General features: G+C 71.3%; 18 protein-coding genes. 7 read left to right on the top strand and 11 right to left on the bottom strand.

Going from position 1 to position 21,944, the window contains the following annotated elements; translation table 11 throughout:
• Positions 1-36: 36 nt before the first annotated feature.
• Positions 37-1,254, top strand: coding sequence for a class I SAM-dependent methyltransferase (locus CP970_RS39615; RefSeq protein WP_150494580.1), 1,218 nt, complete (start codon positions 37-39; stop codon positions 1,252-1,254).
• A 109-nt stretch (positions 1,255-1,363) separates the two neighbouring features.
• Here CP970_RS39615 and CP970_RS39620 read toward each other — a convergent pair whose 3' ends face one another.
• From CP970_RS39620 to fabG, 4 genes are all read right to left on the bottom strand, one after another.
• Positions 1,364-3,511, bottom strand: coding sequence for an AfsR/SARP family transcriptional regulator (locus CP970_RS39620; protein ID WP_150494581.1), 2,148 nt, complete (start codon positions 3,509-3,511; stop codon positions 1,364-1,366).
• Positions 3,512-3,705: 194 nt separating this feature from the next.
• On the bottom strand, positions 3,706-5,013 hold the full coding sequence (locus CP970_RS39625; protein ID WP_055547667.1) for an activator-dependent family glycosyltransferase: 1,308 nt from the start codon (positions 5,011-5,013) through the stop codon (positions 3,706-3,708).
• Between the two features lie 23 nt (positions 5,014-5,036).
• Positions 5,037-5,987: an aromatase/cyclase gene (locus CP970_RS39630; RefSeq protein WP_055547669.1), complete on the bottom strand. Its 951-nt coding sequence runs from the start codon at positions 5,985-5,987 to the stop codon at positions 5,037-5,039.
• Between the two features lie 62 nt (positions 5,988-6,049).
• Complete coding sequence (gene fabG / locus CP970_RS39635; RefSeq protein ID WP_055547671.1) at positions 6,050-6,835, bottom strand: 3-oxoacyl-ACP reductase FabG; 786 nt, start codon at positions 6,833-6,835, stop codon at positions 6,050-6,052.
• A 192-nt stretch (positions 6,836-7,027) separates the two neighbouring features.
• Between fabG and CP970_RS39640 the strand changes: the two genes are divergently transcribed.
• The 3 genes from CP970_RS39640 to CP970_RS39650 are packed head-to-tail and all read left to right on the top strand — an operon-like array spanning position 7,028 to position 9,422.
• Positions 7,028-8,089 carry a methyltransferase gene (locus tag CP970_RS39640; RefSeq protein ID WP_079043521.1) on the top strand — a complete coding sequence of 354 codons (1,062 nt, stop codon included), beginning with the start codon at positions 7,028-7,030 and terminating at the stop codon, positions 8,087-8,089.
• On the top strand, positions 8,086-9,000 hold the full coding sequence (locus tag CP970_RS39645; RefSeq protein WP_055547675.1) for an alpha/beta fold hydrolase: 915 nt from the start codon (positions 8,086-8,088) through the stop codon (positions 8,998-9,000). The genes CP970_RS39640 and CP970_RS39645 overlap by 4 nt, the downstream gene beginning before the upstream one ends.
• Positions 8,997-9,422: an ester cyclase gene (locus CP970_RS39650; RefSeq protein ID WP_055547678.1), complete on the top strand. Its 426-nt coding sequence runs from the start codon at positions 8,997-8,999 to the stop codon at positions 9,420-9,422. The genes CP970_RS39645 and CP970_RS39650 overlap by 4 nt, the downstream gene beginning before the upstream one ends.
• A 74-nt stretch (positions 9,423-9,496) precedes the next feature.
• On the opposite strand, the gene CP970_RS39655 is transcribed toward CP970_RS39650, so the two are convergent.
• Complete coding sequence (locus CP970_RS39655) at positions 9,497-10,630, bottom strand: nucleotide disphospho-sugar-binding domain-containing protein (RefSeq protein WP_055547679.1); 1,134 nt, start codon at positions 10,628-10,630, stop codon at positions 9,497-9,499.
• 182 nt (positions 10,631-10,812) lie between these two features.
• Between CP970_RS39655 and CP970_RS39660 the strand changes: the two genes are divergently transcribed.
• The 3 genes from CP970_RS39660 to CP970_RS39670 are packed head-to-tail and all read left to right on the top strand — an operon-like array spanning position 10,813 to position 13,816.
• Entirely contained in the window at positions 10,813-11,622 is an 810-nt protein-coding gene (locus CP970_RS39660) for an FkbM family methyltransferase (protein ID WP_055547681.1), read from the top strand.
• A 15-nt stretch (positions 11,623-11,637) separates the two neighbouring features.
• Positions 11,638-12,465: an NAD(P)H-binding protein gene (locus CP970_RS39665; protein WP_055547683.1), complete on the top strand. Its 828-nt coding sequence runs from the start codon at positions 11,638-11,640 to the stop codon at positions 12,463-12,465.
• A gap of 28 nt (positions 12,466-12,493) precedes the next feature.
• The gene (locus tag CP970_RS39670; RefSeq protein WP_055547685.1) at positions 12,494-13,816 is read left to right on the top strand and encodes an activator-dependent family glycosyltransferase; all 1,323 of its coding nucleotides are present in this window, start codon (positions 12,494-12,496) and stop codon (positions 13,814-13,816) included.
• A gap of 63 nt (positions 13,817-13,879) precedes the next feature.
• Here the strand turns inward: CP970_RS39670 and CP970_RS39675 are convergent, their stop codons facing one another.
• The 6 genes from CP970_RS39675 to CP970_RS39700 form a co-directional block, all read right to left on the bottom strand.
• Positions 13,880-15,166 carry an activator-dependent family glycosyltransferase gene (locus CP970_RS39675; RefSeq protein WP_055547687.1) on the bottom strand — a complete coding sequence of 429 codons (1,287 nt, stop codon included), beginning with the start codon at positions 15,164-15,166 and terminating at the stop codon, positions 13,880-13,882.
• Positions 15,167-15,176: 10 nt separating this feature from the next.
• Positions 15,177-16,409 (bottom strand): cytochrome P450 family protein, encoded by a 1,233-nt coding sequence (locus CP970_RS39680; RefSeq protein ID WP_055547689.1) that lies wholly within the window; start codon positions 16,407-16,409, stop codon positions 15,177-15,179.
• 25 nt (positions 16,410-16,434) lie between these two features.
• Positions 16,435-17,862, bottom strand: coding sequence for an NDP-hexose 2,3-dehydratase family protein (locus CP970_RS39685; RefSeq protein WP_079043525.1), 1,428 nt, complete (start codon positions 17,860-17,862; stop codon positions 16,435-16,437).
• A 47-nt stretch (positions 17,863-17,909) separates the two neighbouring features.
• Positions 17,910-18,524 carry a dTDP-4-dehydrorhamnose 3,5-epimerase family protein gene (locus tag CP970_RS39690; RefSeq protein ID WP_055547693.1) on the bottom strand — a complete coding sequence of 205 codons (615 nt, stop codon included), beginning with the start codon at positions 18,522-18,524 and terminating at the stop codon, positions 17,910-17,912.
• 133 nt (positions 18,525-18,657) lie between these two features.
• On the bottom strand, positions 18,658-19,959 hold the full coding sequence (locus CP970_RS39695) for an activator-dependent family glycosyltransferase (protein WP_055547694.1): 1,302 nt from the start codon (positions 19,957-19,959) through the stop codon (positions 18,658-18,660).
• A gap of 112 nt (positions 19,960-20,071) precedes the next feature.
• Positions 20,072-21,898 carry an ABC transporter ATP-binding protein gene (locus CP970_RS39700; RefSeq protein WP_224058967.1) on the bottom strand — a complete coding sequence of 609 codons (1,827 nt, stop codon included), beginning with the start codon at positions 21,896-21,898 and terminating at the stop codon, positions 20,072-20,074.
• Positions 21,899-21,944 lie beyond the last annotated feature (46 nt).

Genomic DNA, 21,944 nt, shown 5'->3' on the forward strand with positions numbered 1-21,944 from the left:
ACATGGCTGCGAGAGCCGGTCGGCAGGCTGTTCACCATGACGAGCTGCCGTATTTGTGGCGGCCGACTTCACGAGTTCGGTGATTTCGGCACGCAGCCGCTGTCCAGCGGGTTCCTCGAACCCGACTACATCGGGGACGAGTACTTCTTCCGGCTCGCACTGGGCGTATGCGCCTCGTGCGGCATGGTCCAACTCATGGAGGAGGTACCGCGGCATCTGATGTTCAACGGGCACTACCCGTATCTGTCGTCAGGGTCCTCGGTCATGAGGAAGCACTTCGAGCAGACCGCCCAGTACTTCCTGAAGACGGAGCTGACGTCCCCCGACTCCTTCGCGGTCGAACTCGGCTGCAACGACGGCATCATGCTCAAGGCCCTCGCCGAGGCGGGCGTACGGCACCTGGGCGTGGAGCCGTCCGAGAGCGTCGCCGACATCGCCCGCAGGCTCGGCATCCGCGTGACGACCGAGTTCTTCCAGGAATCCACCGCCACCGAGATCCGCGAGGCCGAGGGCCCGGCCCAGCTGATCTACGCGGCGAACACCATCTGCCACATCCCGTACATGGACTCGATCTTCCGCGGCGTCGACGCCCTGCTCGCCCCGGACGGCGTCTTCGTCTTCGAGGACCCCTACCTCGCCGACATCGTCGAGAAGACCTCCTACGACCAGATCTACGACGAGCACTACTACTTCTTCAGCGTCACCTCCGTGGCGGCGATGGCCGAACGGTTCGGCTTCGAGCTGGTCAACGCCGAACGCCTGGAGGTCCACGGCGGCGAGGTCCGCTACACGATCGCCCGAAAGGGCCGCCGCACTCCCGACCCTTCGGTCGCGGAGCTGCTCGCCGAGGAGAAGGCGAAGCGGCTCACCCGGCTGGACACGCTGAAGGCGTTCTTCGGGCAGGTCGAGCGCTCCCGCGACGATCTGGTGAGCCTGCTGAGGAAACTCAGGGCGGAGGGGCGCACGGTCGTCGGATACGGCGCCACCGCCAAGAGCGCCACCGTGGCCAACTACTGCGGCATCGGCCCCGATCTGGTGTCCTTCGTCTCCGACACCACGCCGAACAAACAGGGGCGCCTCACCCCCGGCTCCCACATCCCGGTGCGCCCCCGCGAGGCGTTCGAGAACCCGTATCCCGACTACGCGCTGCTCTTCGCCTGGAACCACTCCGAGGAGATCATCGCGAAGGAGACCCGGTTCCGTGAGGCGGGCGGGAAGTGGATCCTCTACGTCCCGCACGTCCGCGTGGTCTGAGTGGTCTGAGTGGTCTGAGTGCAAGGTCAGTACGGGCACGAGCACGCGCACGGGCAGGGATCGCTCCCTCTCCGTGCGCGTGCTCGTGCGGGTCGAAGCGTCCCGCGGGTCAGAACACGCTGACGTATCCGCTGCCCTGCTGGGCATGGCCCTCGACGAGGGCGGATCGCAGGTGTCCGTGCCGCTCGGGGAGCCCTCCGCGCTGCTCCCCGATCCCGCCGCGCGGGTGCGGGGCGAGTGTGGCGTCGAGCCGCGACCGGGCGTACTTCCAGGTCAGCGGAGGGTAGGCGAAGTGGGCGTCGTGGTGGTCGTAGCGGACGATCCGGATGAGGTAGCAGTTGACGAAGCTGTTGAGCACGAGCTCCACCCTGGGCAGCTCCCAGCCCAGGAGCCGGGCCGCGGCGTCCGCGGTGAACGCCTCGGCGGGGAGCATGGTGAGCAGCCGGAACACGGCCTGCTCGTCGCGGGTGAGCCGTCCGTACGCCGTGTCGAACCCGGCCTTCACGTCGAGATCGCCGAGCCGCAGCTCGGCCAGGAAGTCCCGGGAGCGGGCGAGTTGGTCGGCGACGCGGGTCAGCGGCAGACCCGGCATGGCGGCGAGCCGACCCCCGATGCACCGCAGCGCGAGCGGCAGTCCGTCGCCCAGCGCCACCAGCCGGTCGGCGGCCTCCGGCTCCTTCTCCAGGCGCTGCCGCCCGATCAGGGAGGCCAGCAGGTCGAGGCCCTGCGGGCAGGCGAGCGCGTCGAGGTCGACGTGCTGCGCCCCGGCCAGACCGGGCAGCCGCTGCCGACTGGTCAGGATCACGGCGCACTGGGCGCCGCCCGGCAGCAGCGGGCGCACGTCCGCGGACGACGAGGCGTCGTCGAGGACGAGCAGCAGACGCCGGGAGGCCGTCGTCGACCGAAGCAACTTGCTGCGCTCCTCCAGGCCCTCGGGGATCAGGCTGTCCGGCACCCCCAGGGAGTGCAGGAATTCGTGGAGGACCTCCCTGATGTCCCTGGGGGCGGCCGAGGATCCGTTCAGGTGGACGTGGAGCTGACCGTCCTGGAACCGGTGGCGCAGTTGGTGGGCCAGATGGACCGCGAGGGCGGTCTTGCCCACCCCGGGCATCCCCGCGATCACCGCGACCCGGCTCGCCGTGCCGTGCGGCTCGGCAGGGGTCAGATGCGCGCCGAGCCGCTCGACGAGACCGGTGCGTCCGGTGAAGTCGGCGACATCGGCCGGGAGTTCGGCGGGGACGGTGAGCTGCGGGGTCCCGTTGCCTTCGGCCGCCCCGGGGGTCGGTGCGGACCGGTCGGCGGGCTCGGGTGCGGGCTCCGGCTCCTGGCCGGGGGAGCGGGGCGGGGCGGTGTCGGTGTGCCGGGCTCCGTTGCCGGGGGAGGCGCCGGGGTTTCGCTCGGTCGCGGGGCGCTCGGGCGGGTGGTGTTCGGCCGTGTGCCGCTCGGCCGCATGGCGCGCGGCGCCCGACGAGGGGGCGAGCCGGACGGTCTGCCGGGCTTCCAGCGGCGGACCGATGGGGGCGTCCGCGAGCAGCGCCTGGTGGAGCTGACGCAGTTCCTCACCGGGTTCGAGGCCCAGGTCCTCGATCATGTTGCGTCTTAGTAGCCGGAAGATCTCCAGCGCCTCGTGCCGCCGTCCCGACCGGTGCAGCGCGATCATCAGGGACGCGTGCAGGTGCTCGTGCAGGGGGTGGGTGAGCACGAGGGATTTCAGCTCGCTCACCAATTCGCGGTGGTGGCCGAGCCTGAGGTCGGCCTCTATGCGCAACTCCAGGGTGCGGGACCTGAATTCCTCGAGCCGGGTGGCGTACGAGGAGAGGAGTCCGCCTTGGTCCACATCGACCAGGGCCGGTGCCCGCCAGGCGGCGAGAGCCTCGGTCAGGATCTCGAGGGCGCGGGTCGGATTTCCGTTCTCCAGCGAAGCCTGTCCTTCGCTCGCCGCGTGCTCGACCCGGTGCAGATCGATGGAGGTGTTGGGGATTTCGAGCACGTAGCCGCCGGGGCGCGTGTGGAGAAGTTCCTTGCCGCCGTGGAGCATCAGGATCTTGCGGAGCTTGTACACGTACGTCTGGAGGGTGGTGAGCGCGCTGACTGGCGGGCCGCCCTCCCACAATTCATCGATTAATTCGGTCGTCTGCACCACTGCGTTTCGCCGCATTATCAAGAGTGCGATGACTTGCCGGGGCTTGGGCGCGGTCGGCGCCACGTTCCGCCCTTCGTCGAGCATTTCTAAAGGTCCGAGAACACGGAATTCCATGAAGTCCCCCAGTTGCTCAGCCGTTGGATGGAGCTATCGTCGGCAACTAGTTTCCGACCTTATGGTTCCAGTAAAGCGGTTGTCAATGGTTTCCTAAGGTAAGGTCAACAGATGGTAAACAGGTGGACGTGAGGGGGCCCACCCGTTTTCTTACTGATTGACCTATGTAGGCGGGAGATGAGGTCGGGGAGGCGTCACCGTCGAAATTCCGCCGAGAGGCGTTCCAGGCCGGGGACGATGTCGGCCGGGGCGGGCGTGGCCAGCGTCTCGGCGCGAATCCTGGCCGTCCCCGCCGCGAATGACGGCTCCTCGAGCACCCGCCGCACCAGCGCGCGGAGTTCGTCGGCCGTGAAGCACCGCGGATCCGCCACCGCGAGCCCGGCGCCCGCCGCGACGAGACGTTCGGCCTTGCGGGCGGCGTCCCAGAGCGGATCGGGGACCAGGACCTGCGGAACCCCGTGGTGCAGGGCGGTGTGCATCGTCCCCGCACCGGCATGGCTGATCACCACGGCGCAGGACGGCAGCAGGGCGTCCAGCGGAACGAATCCCACCGCGCGCACGTTGGGCGGTAACTCCACGCCCAGGGAGCCCACTTGGTCCTCGTCGAGCGTGGCGATCACCTCGACGTCCAGTTCGGCGACCGCGGTGAGGATGTCACCGACGGACGCCCGGTGCGCGCCGAACACCTCCTGCTGGGACACGCCCAGCGTCACACAGACCCGCGGTTTGGCCGGTCGCTCGTGGACCCACGGGGGGATGACGGAAGGACCGTTGTACGGCACGTACCGCACCGGCACCCGCGGGCCCGGCACCGGGAGCGCCAGCGAGGTCGGCATCGGGTCGAGGGTCCACTGACCGACCAGCGCCTCCTCGGAGAAGGCGCAGTCATACGTGTCGAGCGTCCAGCCCAGCCAGTCGGCCAGCGGATCGTCCCGCAGCAGCGGATGCCGGGCCGCGAGGGCCTCCCGGTAGTGCAGGCGCAGCCACCCGATCAGATCCAGGCCGAACAGCAGCCGGGCGTGGGCGGCGCCGCAGGCCATGGCGGCGACCGGGCCCGCGAAGGTCATCGTGTCCCACACGACCAGGTCCGGCCGCCACCAGCGGGCGAACCGCACCAGGTCGTCGATCATGCCCGGATCGGACTGGGAGGGGAACGCCCCCTGGGCCAGCATGAGTTGCTTGGCGTGCATGTCCGGGTAGGTCATCCGCTCGGGGCGGGTCTCGCTGATGTCGGTGAGCGCCAGGTAGTCGAGCGTCTCGGGGCCGTCCATGCCGGACTCCAGCGCGTCGGCCCTGCGCTCGTCCAGTTCCTGGACGAGCGCCTCCTGGGCCAGCGGCGCGCCGACAGGGACGGCCGTCAGACCGGCCCTGCGGATGTGTTCCACCGCGTCGGGCTGGCTGGTCATCCGTACCTCGTGCCCGGCCGCGCGCAGCGCCCACGCCAGCGGGACCTGGGTGTGGACGTGGGTCGCGGCGGCGAGCGTGGTGAACAGGACGCGCATGGCAGGGCCTTCCGGTTCGGCGGTCAGCCGCGTGCGACGCCCTCGGCGTGCTCCTTGGCGTGCAGCATGGTGACGGTGCTGTTGCGGCCCAGCGCGTCGCGCACGAAGGCACGGGCCTCGGCGACACCGGCGTCCGCGCCGAGGACCCCGGCTATCGCACCGGGGTTGACGACGACGGTGTGCGTGCTGGTGACCACCGTGTCCGTGCCGTCCTCCCGGACGGTCCACTCGCCGGTGTGCGCGGACATCAGCGCGGGTGTGCGCAGCTGCTTGTAGACGATCCGGTCGTACGGGAAGCAGACCCGCACCGACTCGGTGGTGTGCGTCGACCCGTCCGCCGTCCTGGTGTCCATCTCCAGCGTCTGCAACCCGGGTGTGTCCTCGGTGAGTTCGGCCCGGGCGACATGGGGCAGCCGCCGGGGCCATGCGTCCGCCCGGTCGAGGAAGTCGTACACGTCCTTGGCCGCGCCCGCCACCCGTACCGTGTCCGAGAACGTCAGCAGCAGATCGGCCCGCCGCTCGCGCTGCTCCGCCGCGTCGCGCAGGGCCGCCAGCTCCTTGCCGCTGTTGCGGTCCACCGCCTGCCGGATCCACTCCGTGGCCGCGGGATCGTCGTCCACCGCGCGGAAGTCGTGCAGCAGGCGCACCAGGGTCCCGCCCGCGGGCAGCGGCTCGATCACCCACTCGCCGCCCATCGCGGCCACCGGCGGCTGGGAGACCTCCTGACGGAAGCGCACCCGCAGACCATCGAGGTCCAGTTCACGGCGCGACGTCCAGCCCTTCGCCGTGCCGTTGGCGGTCGCCCAGAGACGGATCCGCTCGGTGTTCCCGCTCCGTTCGAGCTGCTCCGCGTGCACCGTGGGCGGGAAGGTCACGGGCCACCGGCCCACGTTCTCGATCAGCTCGAACACCACGTCGGCGGCGGCCGCCACCGTGATCGTGTGCTCGGTCTCGTGCGTCACCGGCTGTGTCATGTCATGGTCTCCGTCTCCCTCGGTCCGCACGGGGTAATCGCCGAGCGCAGTAACCGTCCAGCTCAGTAATTGCCGAGCCCGCCACAGACGTTGAGCGCCTGCGCGGTGATCGACGCCGCCGTGTCCGTGACCAGATAGCCGACCAGGCCCGCCACCTCCCGCGGTGTGGAGTACCGCCCCAGCGGGATCTTCGCCTCGAACTTGTTCAGGACCTCGTCCTCGGACGTCTCCCAGAACGCCGCGTACCCCTGCCGCACGCGCTGAGCCATCGGCGTCTCGACGTAGCCGGGACAGACGGCGTTCACCGTCACGCCCGACTTGGCGAGCTCGAGCCCCAGCGCCTTGGTGAAGCCGACGACCCCGTGCTTGGAGGCGGAGTAGGGCGCCCCGAACATCACGCCCTGCTTGCCGCCGGTGGAGGCGATGTTGATGATCCGCCCGTCGGCGCGCTCCAGCATGCCGCCCTCGGTGAGTACCGCCCGCGTCATCCGGAAGACACCGTCGAGATTGGTCTCCATCACCTCGCGCCACAGCTCGTCCGTGATCTCGGCGGTGGTGCCGCCGCCGCTGCGGCCCGCGTTGTTCACCAGGACGCCCAGCGGCCCGTACCGCTCCACCGCGGCCTTCACGAAGGCGTCGATCTCCTCCGTGGAGCGGACGTCGCAGGTCCGCCCGTCGACGTCGTACCCCTCCTCGCGCAGCCGCCGCACCGTCGCCTCGACGTTGTCCTTGTCGCGGGCGCAGAGGAACACCTGGTGGCCGCGCTCGGCCAGCAAGGTCGCCACCGCCTCGCCTATTCCGCTGGTCGCACCCGTCACCACGGCCACGCCCAGATCTTGGTTCGTCATGCCTTCCCCTCGCCAGAGTTCCGGCGGCCCACGCTGCCAGCGGGCGCTCGCAGCACACTGGACAGGGGCGAATGCGCCGTTCCACGCTCGCCCACCGAAGGTCGAGAGGCCTGCGAGAGCGAGGGCACACACTCACCGGGCAACGGCCGTGAGCAAGCGCCGGCCGGCGACCGACTCCGGGAGAAGCCCCACGTGACGAGTTCCAGCAGGCAGCACGACGGAACCCCCATGGACGCCCTGATCAGCATGTGCGACCTGGTGACCCCCATGGCGCTGCGGGTCGCGGCCACGCTGCGGCTGACCGACCACATGCTGTCCGGCGCCACCACGGCCGACGCCCTGGCCGGGGCCACGGGCAGCGACAGCGGCGCACTGCACCGCCTCGTCCGCCACCTCGCCGCCGTCGGGGTGTACCGGGAGGGCGAACCAGGCACGTTCGCCCCCACCGACGTCGGGCTGCTGCTCGCCGACGACCATCCCGTCCAGCAGCGGCACTGGCTGGCCCTCGACGAGCCGATCGGCCGCGCCGACCTCGCCTTCACACAGCTCCTGGAGGCAGTGCGGACGGGCCGCCCCACCTATGAGGCGCTGTACGGACGCCCGTTCTGGGACGACCTGTCGGCCGAGCCCGAACTCGGTGAGTCCTTCGACCGGCTGATGGCCACGGAGGAGGAGGCCGTCCACGCCGCGCCCGTCGCCGCGTACGACTGGAGTGGCGTGCGCCACGTCCTCGACGTCGGCGGCGCCCCCGGCGGCTTCCTGCAGTCGGTCGTCCGCCACGCACCCCACGTACGCGGCACCGTGCTCGACCTGCCGGGACCGGCCGACCGCACCCGCGGGCGGCTCACCGCGATGGACCCCAACGCGCCCATCGACGTCGTCGGCGCCGACTTCTTCGACGAACTGCCGGTCAGGGCCGACCTGGTGCTGCTCTCCATGGTCCTGCTGAACTGGCAGGACGACGATGCCCGGCGCATCCTGCTGCGGTGCAGAGAAGCCCTGGAGCCCGGCGGCCGCATCCTGCTGCGCGAACGTGCCGAACCCCAGAAGGACGCGACGGTCTCCACCTCCGACCGCTACTTCAGCGTGCTGGACATGCGCATGCTGGTGTTCCTCGGCGGCAGGGTGCGCACCGAGGAGGAGTGGACCGCGCTCGCCGCGTCCGCCGGTCTCGCCGTCACCTCGCTGGTGACGCCCATCAGCTCGCCCGTCGTCCCCTTCGACTTCTGCCTCATCGAAATGAGCCCCGTATGACCGAGCGCATCGCGGTGTCCAAGGACGTCGAGCTGTGGAGCGAGGCCCTCGGCGGCCCCGAAGACCCGCCACTGCTCCTGATCGCGGGCGGCAACCAGTCCTCCCGGGCCTGGCCGCGCGACTTCGTCGACCTGCTGACCGCCGCCGGTCACCGGGTGATCCGCTACGACCAGCGCGACACCGGCCGTTCCACCACCCGCGACTTCGCCGAACATCCCTACGGGTACGCCGAGTTGACCGAGGACGTCGTCGCCGTCCTGGACGCCCACGACATCCCCGCCGCGCACGTGGTCACCATGTCCATGGGGACGATCACGGGCCAGCTCCTCGCCCTCGACCACCCCGGCCGACTGCTCAGCCTGACCCTGATGCTCGGCGGCGGACTCGACGTCGACTTCGACGGGAACATCGAGCGGCTCTTCAAGTCAGAGCCGTCCGTGGACGGTCTCCCCCTGCCCGGACAGGCCCTGCTCGACGTGCTCGCCCTGATGTCCGAGCCCGTCGACGGCGACGACGCCGAGATCGAGCGCCGCGTCGAGCGGTCCCGGATCTTCTCCGGCGACCAAGTGCCCTTCGACCCGGCCGAGTTCCGCCGCTGGGAGCGGGCAGCCGCCGACCACGCGGGGACGGCCGCCGAACCGACCGCCCACCACGGGCTCGGCTCCCATCCACGGGAACGCGCCACCGAACTCGCCGGGGTCCGCGTGCCCACCCAGGTCGTCCAGGCCCTGAACGACCCCATCGCCCCGCCCCCGCACGGGCGCCACCTGGCGGAACTGATTCCGGGGGCCTCGCTCGTGGAGATTCCCGGCATGGGCCACGCCCTGCCCGGCTCCGTCCACGCCGTGCTCGCCGAGGCGATCACCACCCACGTCCGGGGCGCGAGCCCCCTGCCGCGAGGAGAGCGATGACCGTGTCACCCGCCGACAACAAGCGCCGTGCCCTGGACATGGTCGCCGCCTGGAACCGAGGCGAACCCGACGGTGTCATCGCCTACTGGGCACCCGACGCGGTCCACTACGACGAGGACGGCGGGCCCATGCCCGCCGAACAGATCGCCGACATCATGCGGGGCTCCCTGAACTCCTTCCCCGACCTCCACCTGGAGGCGAAGAGCATCGTCGCCGAGGACGACCGCGTGATGCTCCGGATCACCGTCACCGCCACCCACGCGGGCGACTTCATGGGCGTACCCGCCACCGGGAAACCGGTCACCTGGCACTACCTGGAGGAGCTGCGCTTCAACGAGCGGGGCCAGGTCGTCGAGCACTGGGACGTCATGAACTTCTCGCCCCTCTTCCGCGCGCTGGGGAGCGTCCCCGACGGCCTCTGACACGCCCCTGACCGCCCGCGCACGTCGGTGCCGGTGCTCCCGCCACCTCCACGGGACACCGGCACCGGCCGTTCTCACGCCACGAGTTCCTCCCACCGCGGCACCAGCGAGGCCGGGCTCGGCATGGTCCTCGGCAGCTCGTCCCGTATCCCCTCCGCCGCGGCCCTCAGCTCCCCGTCCTCAAGCAGCCGACGGCACTCCGTCGCCCCCAGCTCGTCCGGGGCCACCGCGAACCCCGCGCCGCTGCCCACGAGCAGTTCGGTGTTGGCCTGCTGATAGGCGCCGTCCGGAATCACGCACTGCGGAACACCGAGCGTCAGGGCGGTCAGCAGCGTCCCCGACCCGGCGTGATGGATGATGCCCGCGCAGGTCTCAAGCAGGGGCGCCAGTGGCACCCACTCCACCGCCCGCACGTTCTCCGGCAGTTCGCCCAGCAGCTCCACGTCACCGCCGCCAAGGGTGAGGACGAACTCCGCGTCCACCTGGCCCGCCGCCGCCATCAGCGGCGCCAGCACGGTGATCCCGCCCCACTGCGCGCCGATCGAACCGAGCGTGACCGCGATCCTCGGCCGCTCGGTCGGCCGCGCGAGCCACTCGGGGAGCACGCCCCCGCCGTTGTACGGGACGTAGCGCATCGCCCACTCGTTCTCGGGACGCTCCCCACCGGGCAGCAGCGCGGACAGGCGTCGCGGCACCGTGTTGATGCGCACGGTCCCGCGCGGCGTGCCCGTGACGCCGTGGCGCGCGTAATCGTCCTTCATGGCCTCGCGCAGCAGCCCGGCCAGCCTCGGGTCGCTGTCGGCGGGGCCGAGCGGCAACTCGACACAGGGGATCCCGAGCGCGGCGGCGGCGAGCGCTCCCGCGCCCTGAGCGGCCGAGTGCACGATCAGATCGGGGCGGTAGGAGCGGGCCGCCGCCAGGACACCGTCGACCTCGACACCCGACACCCGGCCGAACAGCTCGGCGAGGAACTCCACACCGGCGTCCCGCACGTGCATCGGATCCTCGGTGCCTTCCGGCACCCAGACCTTCTCGTAGTCCACCCCGGGTGTGACGTCGACGGCGTGCAGCCCGGCCGCCGTGACGGCGTCCAGCGCCTCGCCCGCGGCGTACCGGACCTCGTGCCCGGCCGCCCGCAGCGCGTGCGCCACCGGGATCGTCGGAAAGATGTGACTCAGCACGGGAGACGTGACGAACAGTGCGCGCATGGTTCCCCTGTCGACAAAGTGCGCCACCGGCCTCTGGGCGGCAGGGCGCGGGCTTCGGGCGAGCGTGGCAGGGCGATCTCGTACGGGAACGGATCATCGGTGGACCTCGGGAGCGGGGGCCCGGCGCGCGGCTCCACCGGTTTGCTGGGGGAACTCGTGGACGCACCCCCATCGTGGCCCGCATGGTGGACTACTGGAACCTCCCGGCCGAGCTCCCGCTGGACCCGCCGACCGTGCGCTGCACGCTCGCCGACGGGCCCACCGTCCAGGCCATGAACCAGGCCGAGGCCGAAACCATCTGGACGGAGCTGACCGAAGCACCCGAATACCGGAAGGCGGCGGCCGGGCTCGGCCCGGACGAGGCGATCGTCGACGTCGGCGCGCACATCGGGCTGGCCGCCCTCAGCTTCGCGCGGCAGTCGGCGGGATCCCGCGTCCTGGCCTTCGAGCCCGCCCCGAAGACCTACGGCTGTCTGGCGGCCAACCTCGCCGAACACGTCCCCGGCGGCACCGCGTTCAACCTGGCCCTCGGCGCCGAGCCCGGCACCGCCGCGCTCGTCTTCCATCCGTACATCCCCTCCGCGTCCTCGTTGTTCGAGGACGCGGAGGACAACGAACGCAACCTCGCGGCCAACCTCGACAACGTCGACGCGGACGATCTGACCCGCAAGGTGGTCCGGCAGATGTTCGACGTGCGGCAGGACGTGGAAGTCGAGGTGAGCACGCTCAGCCAGGTCATCCGCGAGCAGGGCGTCGAGCGGATCGGGCTCCTCAAGGTCGACGTCGAGCGCGGCGAACTGGACGTGCTCAAGGGCCTGGACGACGCGCACTGGCCGATGGTCCGCCGCGTCCTGCTGGAGGTGCACGACATCGAAGGCCGCCTCGCGGAGACCGTCGCCCTGCTGGACCGCCACGGACTGCGCTCCGAGGTGTCCCAGTACGGAGTGTTCGCGGGCGGCAGCGTCCACCTGGTCCTCGCCACCCGAGACTGAACGGACCCCTCCCACATGACCATTCTGATCACCGGAGCCACCGGAAGCGTCGGCCGGTACGTCGTCGACCTCCTCGTGACGGCCGGCGCACCGGTCCGCGCGCTGACCCGCACACCCGACGCCGCCGGACTGCCGCCCGGCACCGAGGTGTTCGAGGGCGACCTGCTGCGCCCGGACAGCCTGGTCCCGGCCCTGGCCGGGGTCGAGCGCCTCTACCTGTTCCCCGAGCCCGCCACCGCCCACGAGGTCGTCGACCGGGCGAAACGGGCGGGCGTCGCACACATCGTGGTCCTCTCCTCCGACGCCGTCACCGAAGGCAGCGACCCCGACCACCACCGCCCCGTCGAGGAGGCCGTGGAAGCCTCCGGCCTGGCCTGGACCCACGTACGCCCCGGTGAGTTCGCCGCCAACAAGCTCAGCCTCTGGCACCGCTCCATCCGCGCCGAGGGCGTCGTCCGCAGCGCCTATCCCACCGCCGTCGGCGCCCCCGTCCACGAGGCCGACGTCGCCGCCGTGGCCGCCGCGGCGCTTCTGGAGGACGGGCACGCCGGGGCGGTGCACCGCGTGTCGGGGCCCTCGGCGCTCGCCGTGCGCGACCAGGTCGCCGCCCTGGCGAGGGGCCTCGACCGGGCGCTGCGCCTGGTGGAGGTCGGTCATGACGAGGCCCGTGCGGACATGCTGCGCGACGGTTTCCCGGAGTCCGTCGCCGACTACATCCTCGCCCACCAGGCGCGCTGGGTGGACCGGCCCGCCCCCGTCCACGACACCGTCCGGCGGCTCACCGGAAGGCCCGCCCACGATCTGGCCCGGTGGGGCGCCGACCACAGGCAGGACTTCCGGTGACCGCCCGCGCCGGTGAGGGGGCCCGCTGATGCGCGTGCTGTTCACCACCCTCGCGGCAGCGACCCACCTGCACGCCCAGGTCCCGCTGGCCTGGGCGCTGCGGGCCGCGGGTCACGAGGTGCGCGTGGCCAGCCAGCCCGACCTGGTGGACGACATCGTCCGCACCGGCCTCACCGCCGTACCGGTCGGGCGCGCCCTCGACCCCCAGCAGTGGGCGGACGTCTCCCCGCTGAGCGAGGCGGACCTGAACCGCGAGGAGAACATCTGGAACGCGCAGGGCGGCATCGCCTGGGACCTGTTCGACCTGTGCGAACTGCGCCCCGAGCACCTGACGTACAGCTACATGCACTGCGTGCTCGAAGCCTGGATCTCCCACAACTTCCGGCAGACCTCCTCACCGGAGACCGTCGACGACCTGGTCGCCTTCGCCCGGCAGTGGCGGCCCGACCTGGTGATCTGGGACCCGACGACCTTCGCCGGAGCGGTCGCGGCGATGGCGACGGGCGCGGCGCACGCCCGGTTGATGTTCGGCTTCGACGTGCTCGGCCGGATGCGCGGGAGCTACCTCGACGCGCTGCGCGAGCGGCCGCCCGAACACCGCGAGGACCCCTTCGAGGAGTGGCTGGGACCGCTGCTCGAACGGTACGGCAGCGCGTTCTCCGAGGAAGCGGTGGTCGGCCGGTGGACGATCGATCCGGTGCCGTCCTCGCTGCGCCTGGAGGTCGACCACCCGTACCTGCCCGTCCGGTACGTCCCGTACAACGGCCACTCCACCATCCCCGGCTGGCTGCGCACCCCGGCGCGCGGGCGCCGGGTCTGCCTCACCCTGGGCCGTTCGTTCCGTGAGCTCCTCGGCGGCGACCGGGCGTCGGTCGCCGAACTCCTGGACGCGGTCGCGGAGTTGGACATCGAGGTCGTCGCGACCCTCAACGCCGCCCAGCTCGCCGAACTGCCCCGGCTGCCGGACAACGTACGGGCCGTGGACTTCGTCCCGCTGGACGCGCTGCTGCCGAGCTGCTCGGCGATCATCCACCACAGCGGCTCGGGCACGACCCAGACGGCGCTGGCCCACGGTGTTCCCCAGGTAGTCGTCCCCGCGCTGTTGTTCGACAACCTCCTCAAGGCCCGGCGGATCGAGGAGGCGGGGGCGGGGCTGCACGTCCGCGAAGGGCAGGCCCCGACCGCCACGACCCTGCGGGACATGCTCGTACGGGTCCTGGAGGAACCGTCGTTCACCCGCCGCGCCCAGGAGCTGCGCAGGGAGATGCTGGGAACGCCCTCGCCCCGTGAGCTCGTGCCCGTCCTCGAACGCCTGACCGAGGACCACCGCGGTGGGACGTTCGCGCGCTGACCGTGCCGGTGCGAGGGACCCGGTCCGCGGCGGGCGACACCACGCCGCCGCGGACCGGGCGGCTCAGGACGCCACCGCGACCGGGCGGCCGTGGTGGCGCCCGGTGAGCCTTTCCAGCACCTCCACCACCTCGTTGGGGCTCGGGGCGGAACGGACCTCTTCCTTCAGGAGACCCGCTCGCCGGGCGAACCCCGGCTCGTCGAGGAGCCGCAGCAGGCCGCCGCGTATGCTCCGCGCCGAGACGCCACCGGGCGGCAGATGGAGGCCCGCGCCGATCTCCTGGAGCCGCCGCGAGCGGTAGACCGAGTCCCATATGCGGCCCAGCGAGATCTGCGGCACCCCGGCGACCGTGGCCGTGGCCCAGGTGCCCGCGCCGCCGTGGTGGACGACCGCCGAGCAGGTCGGCAGCAGGACATCCAAGGGCACGTGGTCGACGATCCGGATGTTCTCCGCCGTGTCGGGGAACTGCTCCCGCTCGCCGGGCGTCAGCGTCGCCACCACCTCGACGTCCAGACCCCGCACCGCTTCGAAGACGTCCTCGACCAGGGCGGTGTGGGGAGAGCCGGCACCGCGGGCCGTCATCCCCGACGTCACACAGATCCTGGTCCTGTCCGGTTCCGCACGCAGCCAGTGCGGCACGACGGTCGGGACCTGACCGTTGTACGGGACGTACCGCATCGGCACCAGCGGCTGCGCGAGCGAGAGCCGTACGCTCGGCGGCATCTGGTCGATCGACCACTGGCCGGTGACGATCTCCTCGTCGAACGCGCAGCCGTGCCGGGCCAGGGTCCAGGCCAGCCACTCGCCCAGGGTGTCGTCGTACTGACCGAACCCCCGCGCCGCCGACTGTTCGAGGAACAGTCGCCGCGTGCTGCCGAAGAGGTCGGGGAACGACAGCAGTCGGGCATGGGCGGCCCCGCTGGCCCGGGCGGCGACGGCCCCCGCGAAGGTGAAGGGCTCCCAGATGACCAGGTCAGGACGCCAGCTGCGGGCGAAGTCCACCAGCTCGTCGACCATCGAGTCGTTGTTGATCCAGGAGTAGAACAGCGAGGCCATGATCGTGTCGTGGCCCTTGAGGAAGGAGAACGGCAGTTGCTCGTGCCGCTTCTCCAGGTAGTCGGGCTCGCCGTGGAACGCCATGAGCTCGGCGCCCACCGCGCCGAACACGGTGTGCAGGGCCGGGTCGTCGCCGACCGGCACGGCGGTGAGGCCCGCGCCGACGATCGTGTCGGTCAGCGCGGGCTGGCTCGCCACCCGCACGTCGTGACCGGCGGTGCGCAGCGCCCAGGCCAGCGGCACCGAACCGCTGAAGTGGCTCTCCTCCGCGAACGACGTCATCAGTACCCGCATCGTCAGCTCCTCAGCCCGCCGTGCCGGTCACGGGCATCCGGAGCACTCCGCCGGTCACGGGGGCGCGCAGTCGGCGCAGTTCGGGGGCGGCCCTGCGCAGGGCGGGGAGCCGGGCGGCGAGCGTGGCCACACCGGCCGTCGCCACCGCTGTGGCGAAGGGTTCGAGCGTGCCGGTGTACAGGTCGTCGACGAAGGTCAGCGGCGCCGCGGCTGCTTCCCGGCCGAGGTCGAAGCGGTCCGGTTCGGTGAAGGCTTCCGGGTCACGGTTGGCCGCCTCCACCAGGACGGTCACCGTGCGGCCCGCCGTGATCGTCGTGCCCTTCACCTTCACGTCCTCGTGGGCGAAGAGCTGTTGCAGCCGTACCGGAGGCGCGTACCGCACCGTCTCCCGCACGGCGGCCGGGGCGAGGGCCGCGTCGTCGCGGACGCTCGCCCAGGCCTCGGGGTGGTCGAGGAGCGCCGACACCGTCCTGGCCGTGAGGTTGGCGGCCAGCTGCACTCCGGCGACGGCCAGCAGCAGCCGGGAGGCGCGTTCGTCGTCCGCGCCCCGGTCCGAGGCCGGGGCACCGAGCAGCTCCCCGATCTCCCGTGCGGCGGTGATGAGTTCCCGCGCCGTCACCAGACGCGGCGGGCAGAGCGTGGCGTCCAGCGCGGGCGCCACGTCGACGCAGAGCCCGGCGAACCGCTCGCGGTCCGCCACCGCCACCCCCAGCAGGTCGGCCAGCGCGTGCGCCGCGAGGGGGTGCGCGAAGTCGGTCATGAGGTCGAAGTCCGTGTCCAGCAGGTCGAGTTGGCCCTCCGAGCGCTTCGCCAGTTCCGCCGCGAAGGCCGGTCGTCCGGTGCCAACGGCTGCCACGGCCTGGCCGCGCAGCCGCCGGTACGACGCCCGGTCAAGGGCGAGGGAGACGTCGCCCAGGGGGAGGACGTCGTGGAGCGCCGGTATCTGCCAGGCCATCGCCTCCTCGTCACCGGCGCCGGGTTCCGGACGCGGGTAGTGCACCCCGAGCCGCGGATCGCTCAGCAGCGCCGACGCGGTGTCGTACCGCGCCGTCACCCAGGTCTCGGCCGTGCTCCACATCAGCGCGCCGTGTTCGCGCGCCTGGCGGCCGAGTGCGTGCGGTTCGTCGCTCTCGGCCCGCAGCAGCAGGGCGTACGGGTCGTTCTTGATGCCGTAGATCCACTGCATGCCGCGGAGCGTCATCAGTTCGGGACCCAGATCGCTGTCGGTCTTGGTGGAAATCATGGGACCGAAATTAGGCCGGGTCCCTCTAGCTTCCCTCGACTCCCGCTGTGCTCCGCCTCGTCGCCCCGTACGAGCCGACGAGGCTGTGCAGGCACGTCACCAGACTGCGCGCCTGGACGTTCACGTAGTGGCTGTGCGGCAGGAGTTCCATCAGCTGGTGGACCGCGATCCAGCGGTAGTCGGGATGGTCGATCCCTGCCGGATCCGTCTCCACGATCATGTACCGGCTCAGGGCGTGGTAGAAGCGGCCGCCTTCCTCCGACAGGACCGTGTCGTAGCGGATGTCGGAAGGATCCGCTCTCAGCACGGCGTCGAGGAACGGCGGGCGGGCCGCCGCGGGCAGCGCCTCCAGGGTGTCGGGGACGCACTGCACGGTCGGGGCCAGTTCGGCCACGTCCAGATACCCGGGCTCCACACACGCGTGGAGCAGTGCGTGCAGAACGCCGTCGATCACACCCACCAGGAGGGCGATCACCCCTTGGCCCTCGGGCCTGACCATCGGCTGGGTCCAGTGGGCGACCTCCCGGCCCCCGGCCGCGACGTCCACCCCGATGACGGAGAAGAACCGTCCGCTCTCGTGCGTGATCGACGCGGGCGTGCGCCGCCAGCCGTCGAGCCCGTCGAGCGGGATGCGTTCGGTGTGGATGTCGGTGCGGGTGCGGGTGTCGGTGATCCAGTTGAGGAGCTCGCCCAGCGAGTGGCGGGTGCCCGACGTGGGCGCGCAGGAGCGGACCAGCGCGCCGTGGAAGCCCGATCCGTCGCCGCGCAGCACGGTGTCCAGGCCGGGTGTGGCGAGCGGCAGGCAGGACAGCACCGAGCGCAGGTCCATGTTGACCCGGTCCTCCTCGGCGAGCATCGCGTACAGCTCACCGAGCGTCAGCCAGCGGAAGCCGTCGAGGAGTTCGACGTCCTCGACGGTCTCCACCACCATGTTGCGATTGCGCTTCCGGTAGAACCAGGCGCCCTGCTCGGACTGGCGCACGTCGGCGATCACCCGGTGCCGCCGGTGCTCGCGGAAGTACTCCAGATACGGCACGGCACGGCCCTGGTGGACCCGGGTGTAGTTGGAGCGGGTGGCCTGCACGGTGGGGGAGAGCTGGAGGCCGTTGCGGTTGCCCGGCTCCACCTTGGCCTGGACGAGCGCGCGCAGCACACCGCCGGTCTCCTTGACGAGCAGGCCGAGCACGCCGACTTCGGGCTGGTTGATGATGGGCTGGGTCCAGCGGGGGACAGGGCCGTCCGGAGCCAGGGCGGACAGGCCCTCGATGGTGAAGAACTTGCCGCTGTGGTGGTGGATGTTCCCGGTGCGCCGGTCGCGGGACCAGCCTTCGAGCGCGTCCAGGTCGACCGGGGTCACCGTGGTGTAGGCGTACCGGCCGAACTCCGTGAACCACCGCTGGATGTCGTCCACCCGGTCACGCATGCCGCCGCCGTCCGAGGGGCCGTGGGCCATCGACTCGGCGAGCCGCAGCGGCGTGTCGGATCTGTGGTGGGCGGCCCTCACGACCGCAGCGCCCGGTCGATCTCCAGGCACTTCTCGTAGTCGGGAAGGATCCCGGACGCCGCCGCCTCGGCCAGGGTGGGGGCCCCGGTGTCGCGTTCGGACATGATCGGGTCGATGTCCTCGGGGATCGGCAGTGCGAGCGCGGGGTCGAGCACGGAGAGGGCCAGCTCGTCCTCCTTCACGTACTCGCCCGAGAGCATGTACGAGACGACCGTGTCGTCCTCCAGGGCGACGAAGGCGTGGGCGACGCCGACGGGGAAGTACATGGAGCGGGCGGCCGCCGGGTCGAGGACCACCGCGTCCGAGGTGCCGAAGGTGGGCGAGCCGACCCGGATGTCGAGGGCGATGTCCAGCGCGCGCCCGCGGCCGCAGTACACGTACTTGGCGATGCCCGGCGGGCAGGCCGTGAAGTGCAGCCCGCGCACGACACCGCGCCGGGAGTTGCTGTGGTTCGTCTGGGCCACCCGGAACAGCGGGTGGCCCGCGGCCTCGACGAAGGCGCTCTCCTGGTAGGGAGAGACGAAGGTCCCGCGCTCGTCCCCGAAGACCCGCGGACTGAACTCGAAGGCGCCGTCGACGGCGAGTTTGCGTGACTGCATGGTGAAGGTCATCTGTCCGTCTCCCGGGTGCTGCGTACGGTGATCGGCGAAATCTGCGCGGTACGGGGGAAGTTCTCGGTGTGCGAGGTGTGCGAGGTGTGCGTCGTGCGCGACGTGTGCGACGTGTGTGCGGCGCGCGCGGTGGTCACGGCGACCTGCGGTATTCGGCCGTCAGCCGCTCCAGGACCGGTACGACGTCACGGGGCGCGGGCATGCTCAGCATCTCCCTGCGGATCCCGGCCGCGTTCTCGGCGAACGAGGGCTCCCCAAGGAGCCGGACGAGCATGCTCCGCAGCTCCGCCGCGGTGAACCGGTCGACGTCGGGCACGGCGAGTCCGCTGCCCGTCGACTCCACGTGGCGCGTCTTGTGGGCGTAGTCCCAGAGCAGGTCAGGAACGATGATCTGGGGGACGCCGTGGAGCTGGGAGGTCTGGAACGTGCCCGCGCCGCCCTGGTGGATGACGGCCGAACAGGTCGGAAGGAGCGCGTCCAGCGGGACGAAGTCCAGTACGCGGACGTTGTCCGGCACCTTCTCCAGACGCGCCAGCTGACCGGCCGACAAGGTGGCCACCACCTCGACGTCCAAGTCGGCGACGGAGGCGAGCAGTTCACCGACCGACGCCCGGTCGGCGCCGAGCACGTCCCGGCCGCTCCAGCCGAGGGTCAGGCACACCCGGGGCCGCTCCAGCGGCTCGCTCAGCCAGTCGGGCAGTACGGACGGGCCGTTGTAGGGGACGTAGCGCATCGGCACGTGGTGCTGGTCCGACGGCAGCCGCATGGACGCGGGCACCGGGTCCACCGCCCACGTGCCGGTCACCACCTCTTCGGTGAACGGCAGGTCGTACCGGTCCAGGACACCGCCGAGCCAGTCGGCCAGCGGATCGGCGCGCTCGGCGGCCGGGAGGAGGTCCCGTTCCCGCAGGAAGGTCTTCCGGGAGTGCGCGAGGAGGTCCGCGCCGAACAGCAGCCGGGCGTGGACCGCGCCGGCCGCCGTCGCGGCGATCGCCCCGGCGAACGTGTGGGTGTCCCAGAGGACCAGGTCGGGTTTCCACTGCCGGGCGAACCCGACCAGGTCGTCGATCATCGCGCCCGACGAGAGCGCCGGGTAGACGTGATCGGCCATCAGCGCGAAGGCGTCGTGCAGGTAGGGATAGGTACGGTGTTCCGGGTCGAGGCCGGAAAGGTCGGCGTGGGTGAGGAAGTCCGGATCGCCGGGCACTTCCTCCTCGGTGTCGTCTCGCCGTCTGTTGGCCCCGGCCATCTGCACGTCCAGATCCAGGTTCTCGCCGACCCCGACGGCCATCAGCCCGGTGTGGGAGATGTACTCGACGAGATCCGGCTGGCTGGCCACGCACACGTCGTGGCCCGCCGAACGCAGGGCCCAGGCGAGCGGAATCTGGATGTGCAGGTGGGACTTGGCGGCGAAGGTCGTGAACAGGACCCGCATCAAGGACTCTCCTCTGCTTCTTCCGCCCCGAAGCGTGGCCAACGTCCCTCGCAGCCCGATCGACGACGGCTGGACGCCCGCCCGGCGGGCGTCCAGCCGTCGCCGGGTCCGGTCAGCCCGTCACGGCCGAGTCCTCCTTCTCCCGGTCCTGGGTGATCGTCGCGATGCGCAGCGCCGCCACCAGGTCCCGGTACAGGTCGTCGGTGACGAGCAGTTCGTCGTGCGTACCGGTGGCCCGGCACAGACCGTCCTCCATGACGAGGATCTGGTCGGCGTCCACGACGGTGGAGAGCCGGTGCGCGATGGTGATCACGGCGCCCCTGGCGGCCACGCGCTCGACCGCGTCGTGGATCGCGGTCTCGGTCAGGCCGTCGAGCTGAGCGGTCGCCTCGTCGAGGAGGAGGATCTCCGGCTCGCCGACCAGGGCCCGCGCCAGCGCGATGCGCTGCCGCTCGCCGCCGGATATCACCGAGCCGTCGAGCGGGGTGTCGAGGCCCTGCTCCAGGGTGCGGACGCGGTCGTCGAGGCGGACGTCCCGCAGGACCGCCCACAGCGCCTCCTCGTCAGTGTCGGGGTGGGTGTAGAGCAGGTTCTGCCGCAGGGTGCCCGAGACGAGGGGGGTGTCCTGCTCGACGTAGACGATCCGTTCGCGCAGGTCGGCGAGGACGTACTGGTCCAGCGGTACGCCGTCGAGCGAGATGACCCCGTTCTCCGCCTCCAGGAAGCGGAGCATGAGCGAGAACATCGTGGTCTTTCCGGCGCCGGAGGGGCCGACGATCGCGGTGTGGCCGCGCCGTGCGATGTCCAGGCGGACCCCGTTCAGCGCGCGGGGCGCGCCAGGACCGTACCGGGCGTGGACGTCGTGGAAGGCGAGCACCGGCGAGGCACCGCCGGTCACGGGGGCCAGGGACCGCGCGGGGACCGCCCGGGTGTCCTCGACGGGCAGTTCGTGGATCTCCCGGATCCTGGACGCGGCGGCGAGACCGGACTGGAGCAGCGAGACCGACTGGCTGAGCTGGGTCATCGGGTCGACGATCAGGAAGGCGTACAGCAGGAAGGCGACGAGGCCCGACACGGTCAGCTCGCCGAGGCTCACCCGCCAGGCGCCGACACCGAGGATCGCCAGGATCGCGCCCTGGAAGCCGACACCGGTCAGCGTCCAGGTGAGGGCCTCGATCCGGACCGCCCGCATCCGCTGGCGGAAGGATTCCCGCGCCTCGTCGAGGATGCGGTCGCTCTCCCACCGCTCGGCCCGGCTCGCCTTCACCGTGCGGATGGCGCGCATGGCGCCCTCGAGAACGCCGCCGAGCCGCCCGATCGCGGCCTGCGCCTCCCGCTGCGCCGCCGCGAGCGGGCGCATGACCAGGCCGATCACCCCGGCGATCACGACGATCGTGACGAACATGACCAGGAGCAGGACCCAGTCGAGGGAGGCCATCAGCGCCAGCGAGCCGACGACCATGACCACCGCGCCGAAGAATTCGAGCGCGGTGGAGGAGGCGGCCTCCCGCAGCAGCAGGGTGTCGGAGGTGACGCGGGTGACGAGTTCGCCGGGGGAGCGGCGGCCGAGGCCCCCGATCGGCACGTGCAGCAGCCGCTCCACCATGCCGACGCGGGCGTCGAGGACGATCTGCTCGGCCAGCCTGCCGAGCATGATCAGCCGGATCCAGCCCACGACCGAGCCGATGGCGAGCAGGCCGACCAGGATCCAGATGGACCGGGCGAGGGGGGAGTCGTCGGCGAGTCCGTCCAGGATCCCCTTGGTGGCCATCGGGGTGGCCAGTGTGGTGCCGGTGGTGATGGCGGTCAGTACGAAGGCTGTCAGCAAAGTCCACCGGTGCGGGCGTACGAACGACCAGAGCACCCGCAGGTTGGAGAAGCGCTTCGGCGGCTTCTCGGGTGGCGAGGTCGCCGCCACCGTCGTGTCCTCCACGTTCACGTGCAGACCCTTTCGCTAGGACAGCGTGTGCAGTACGTCCAAGACT

This window comes from Streptomyces kanamyceticus (assembly GCF_008704495.1).
GTDB classification, from domain to species: domain Bacteria; phylum Actinomycetota; class Actinomycetes; order Streptomycetales; family Streptomycetaceae; genus Streptomyces; species Streptomyces kanamyceticus.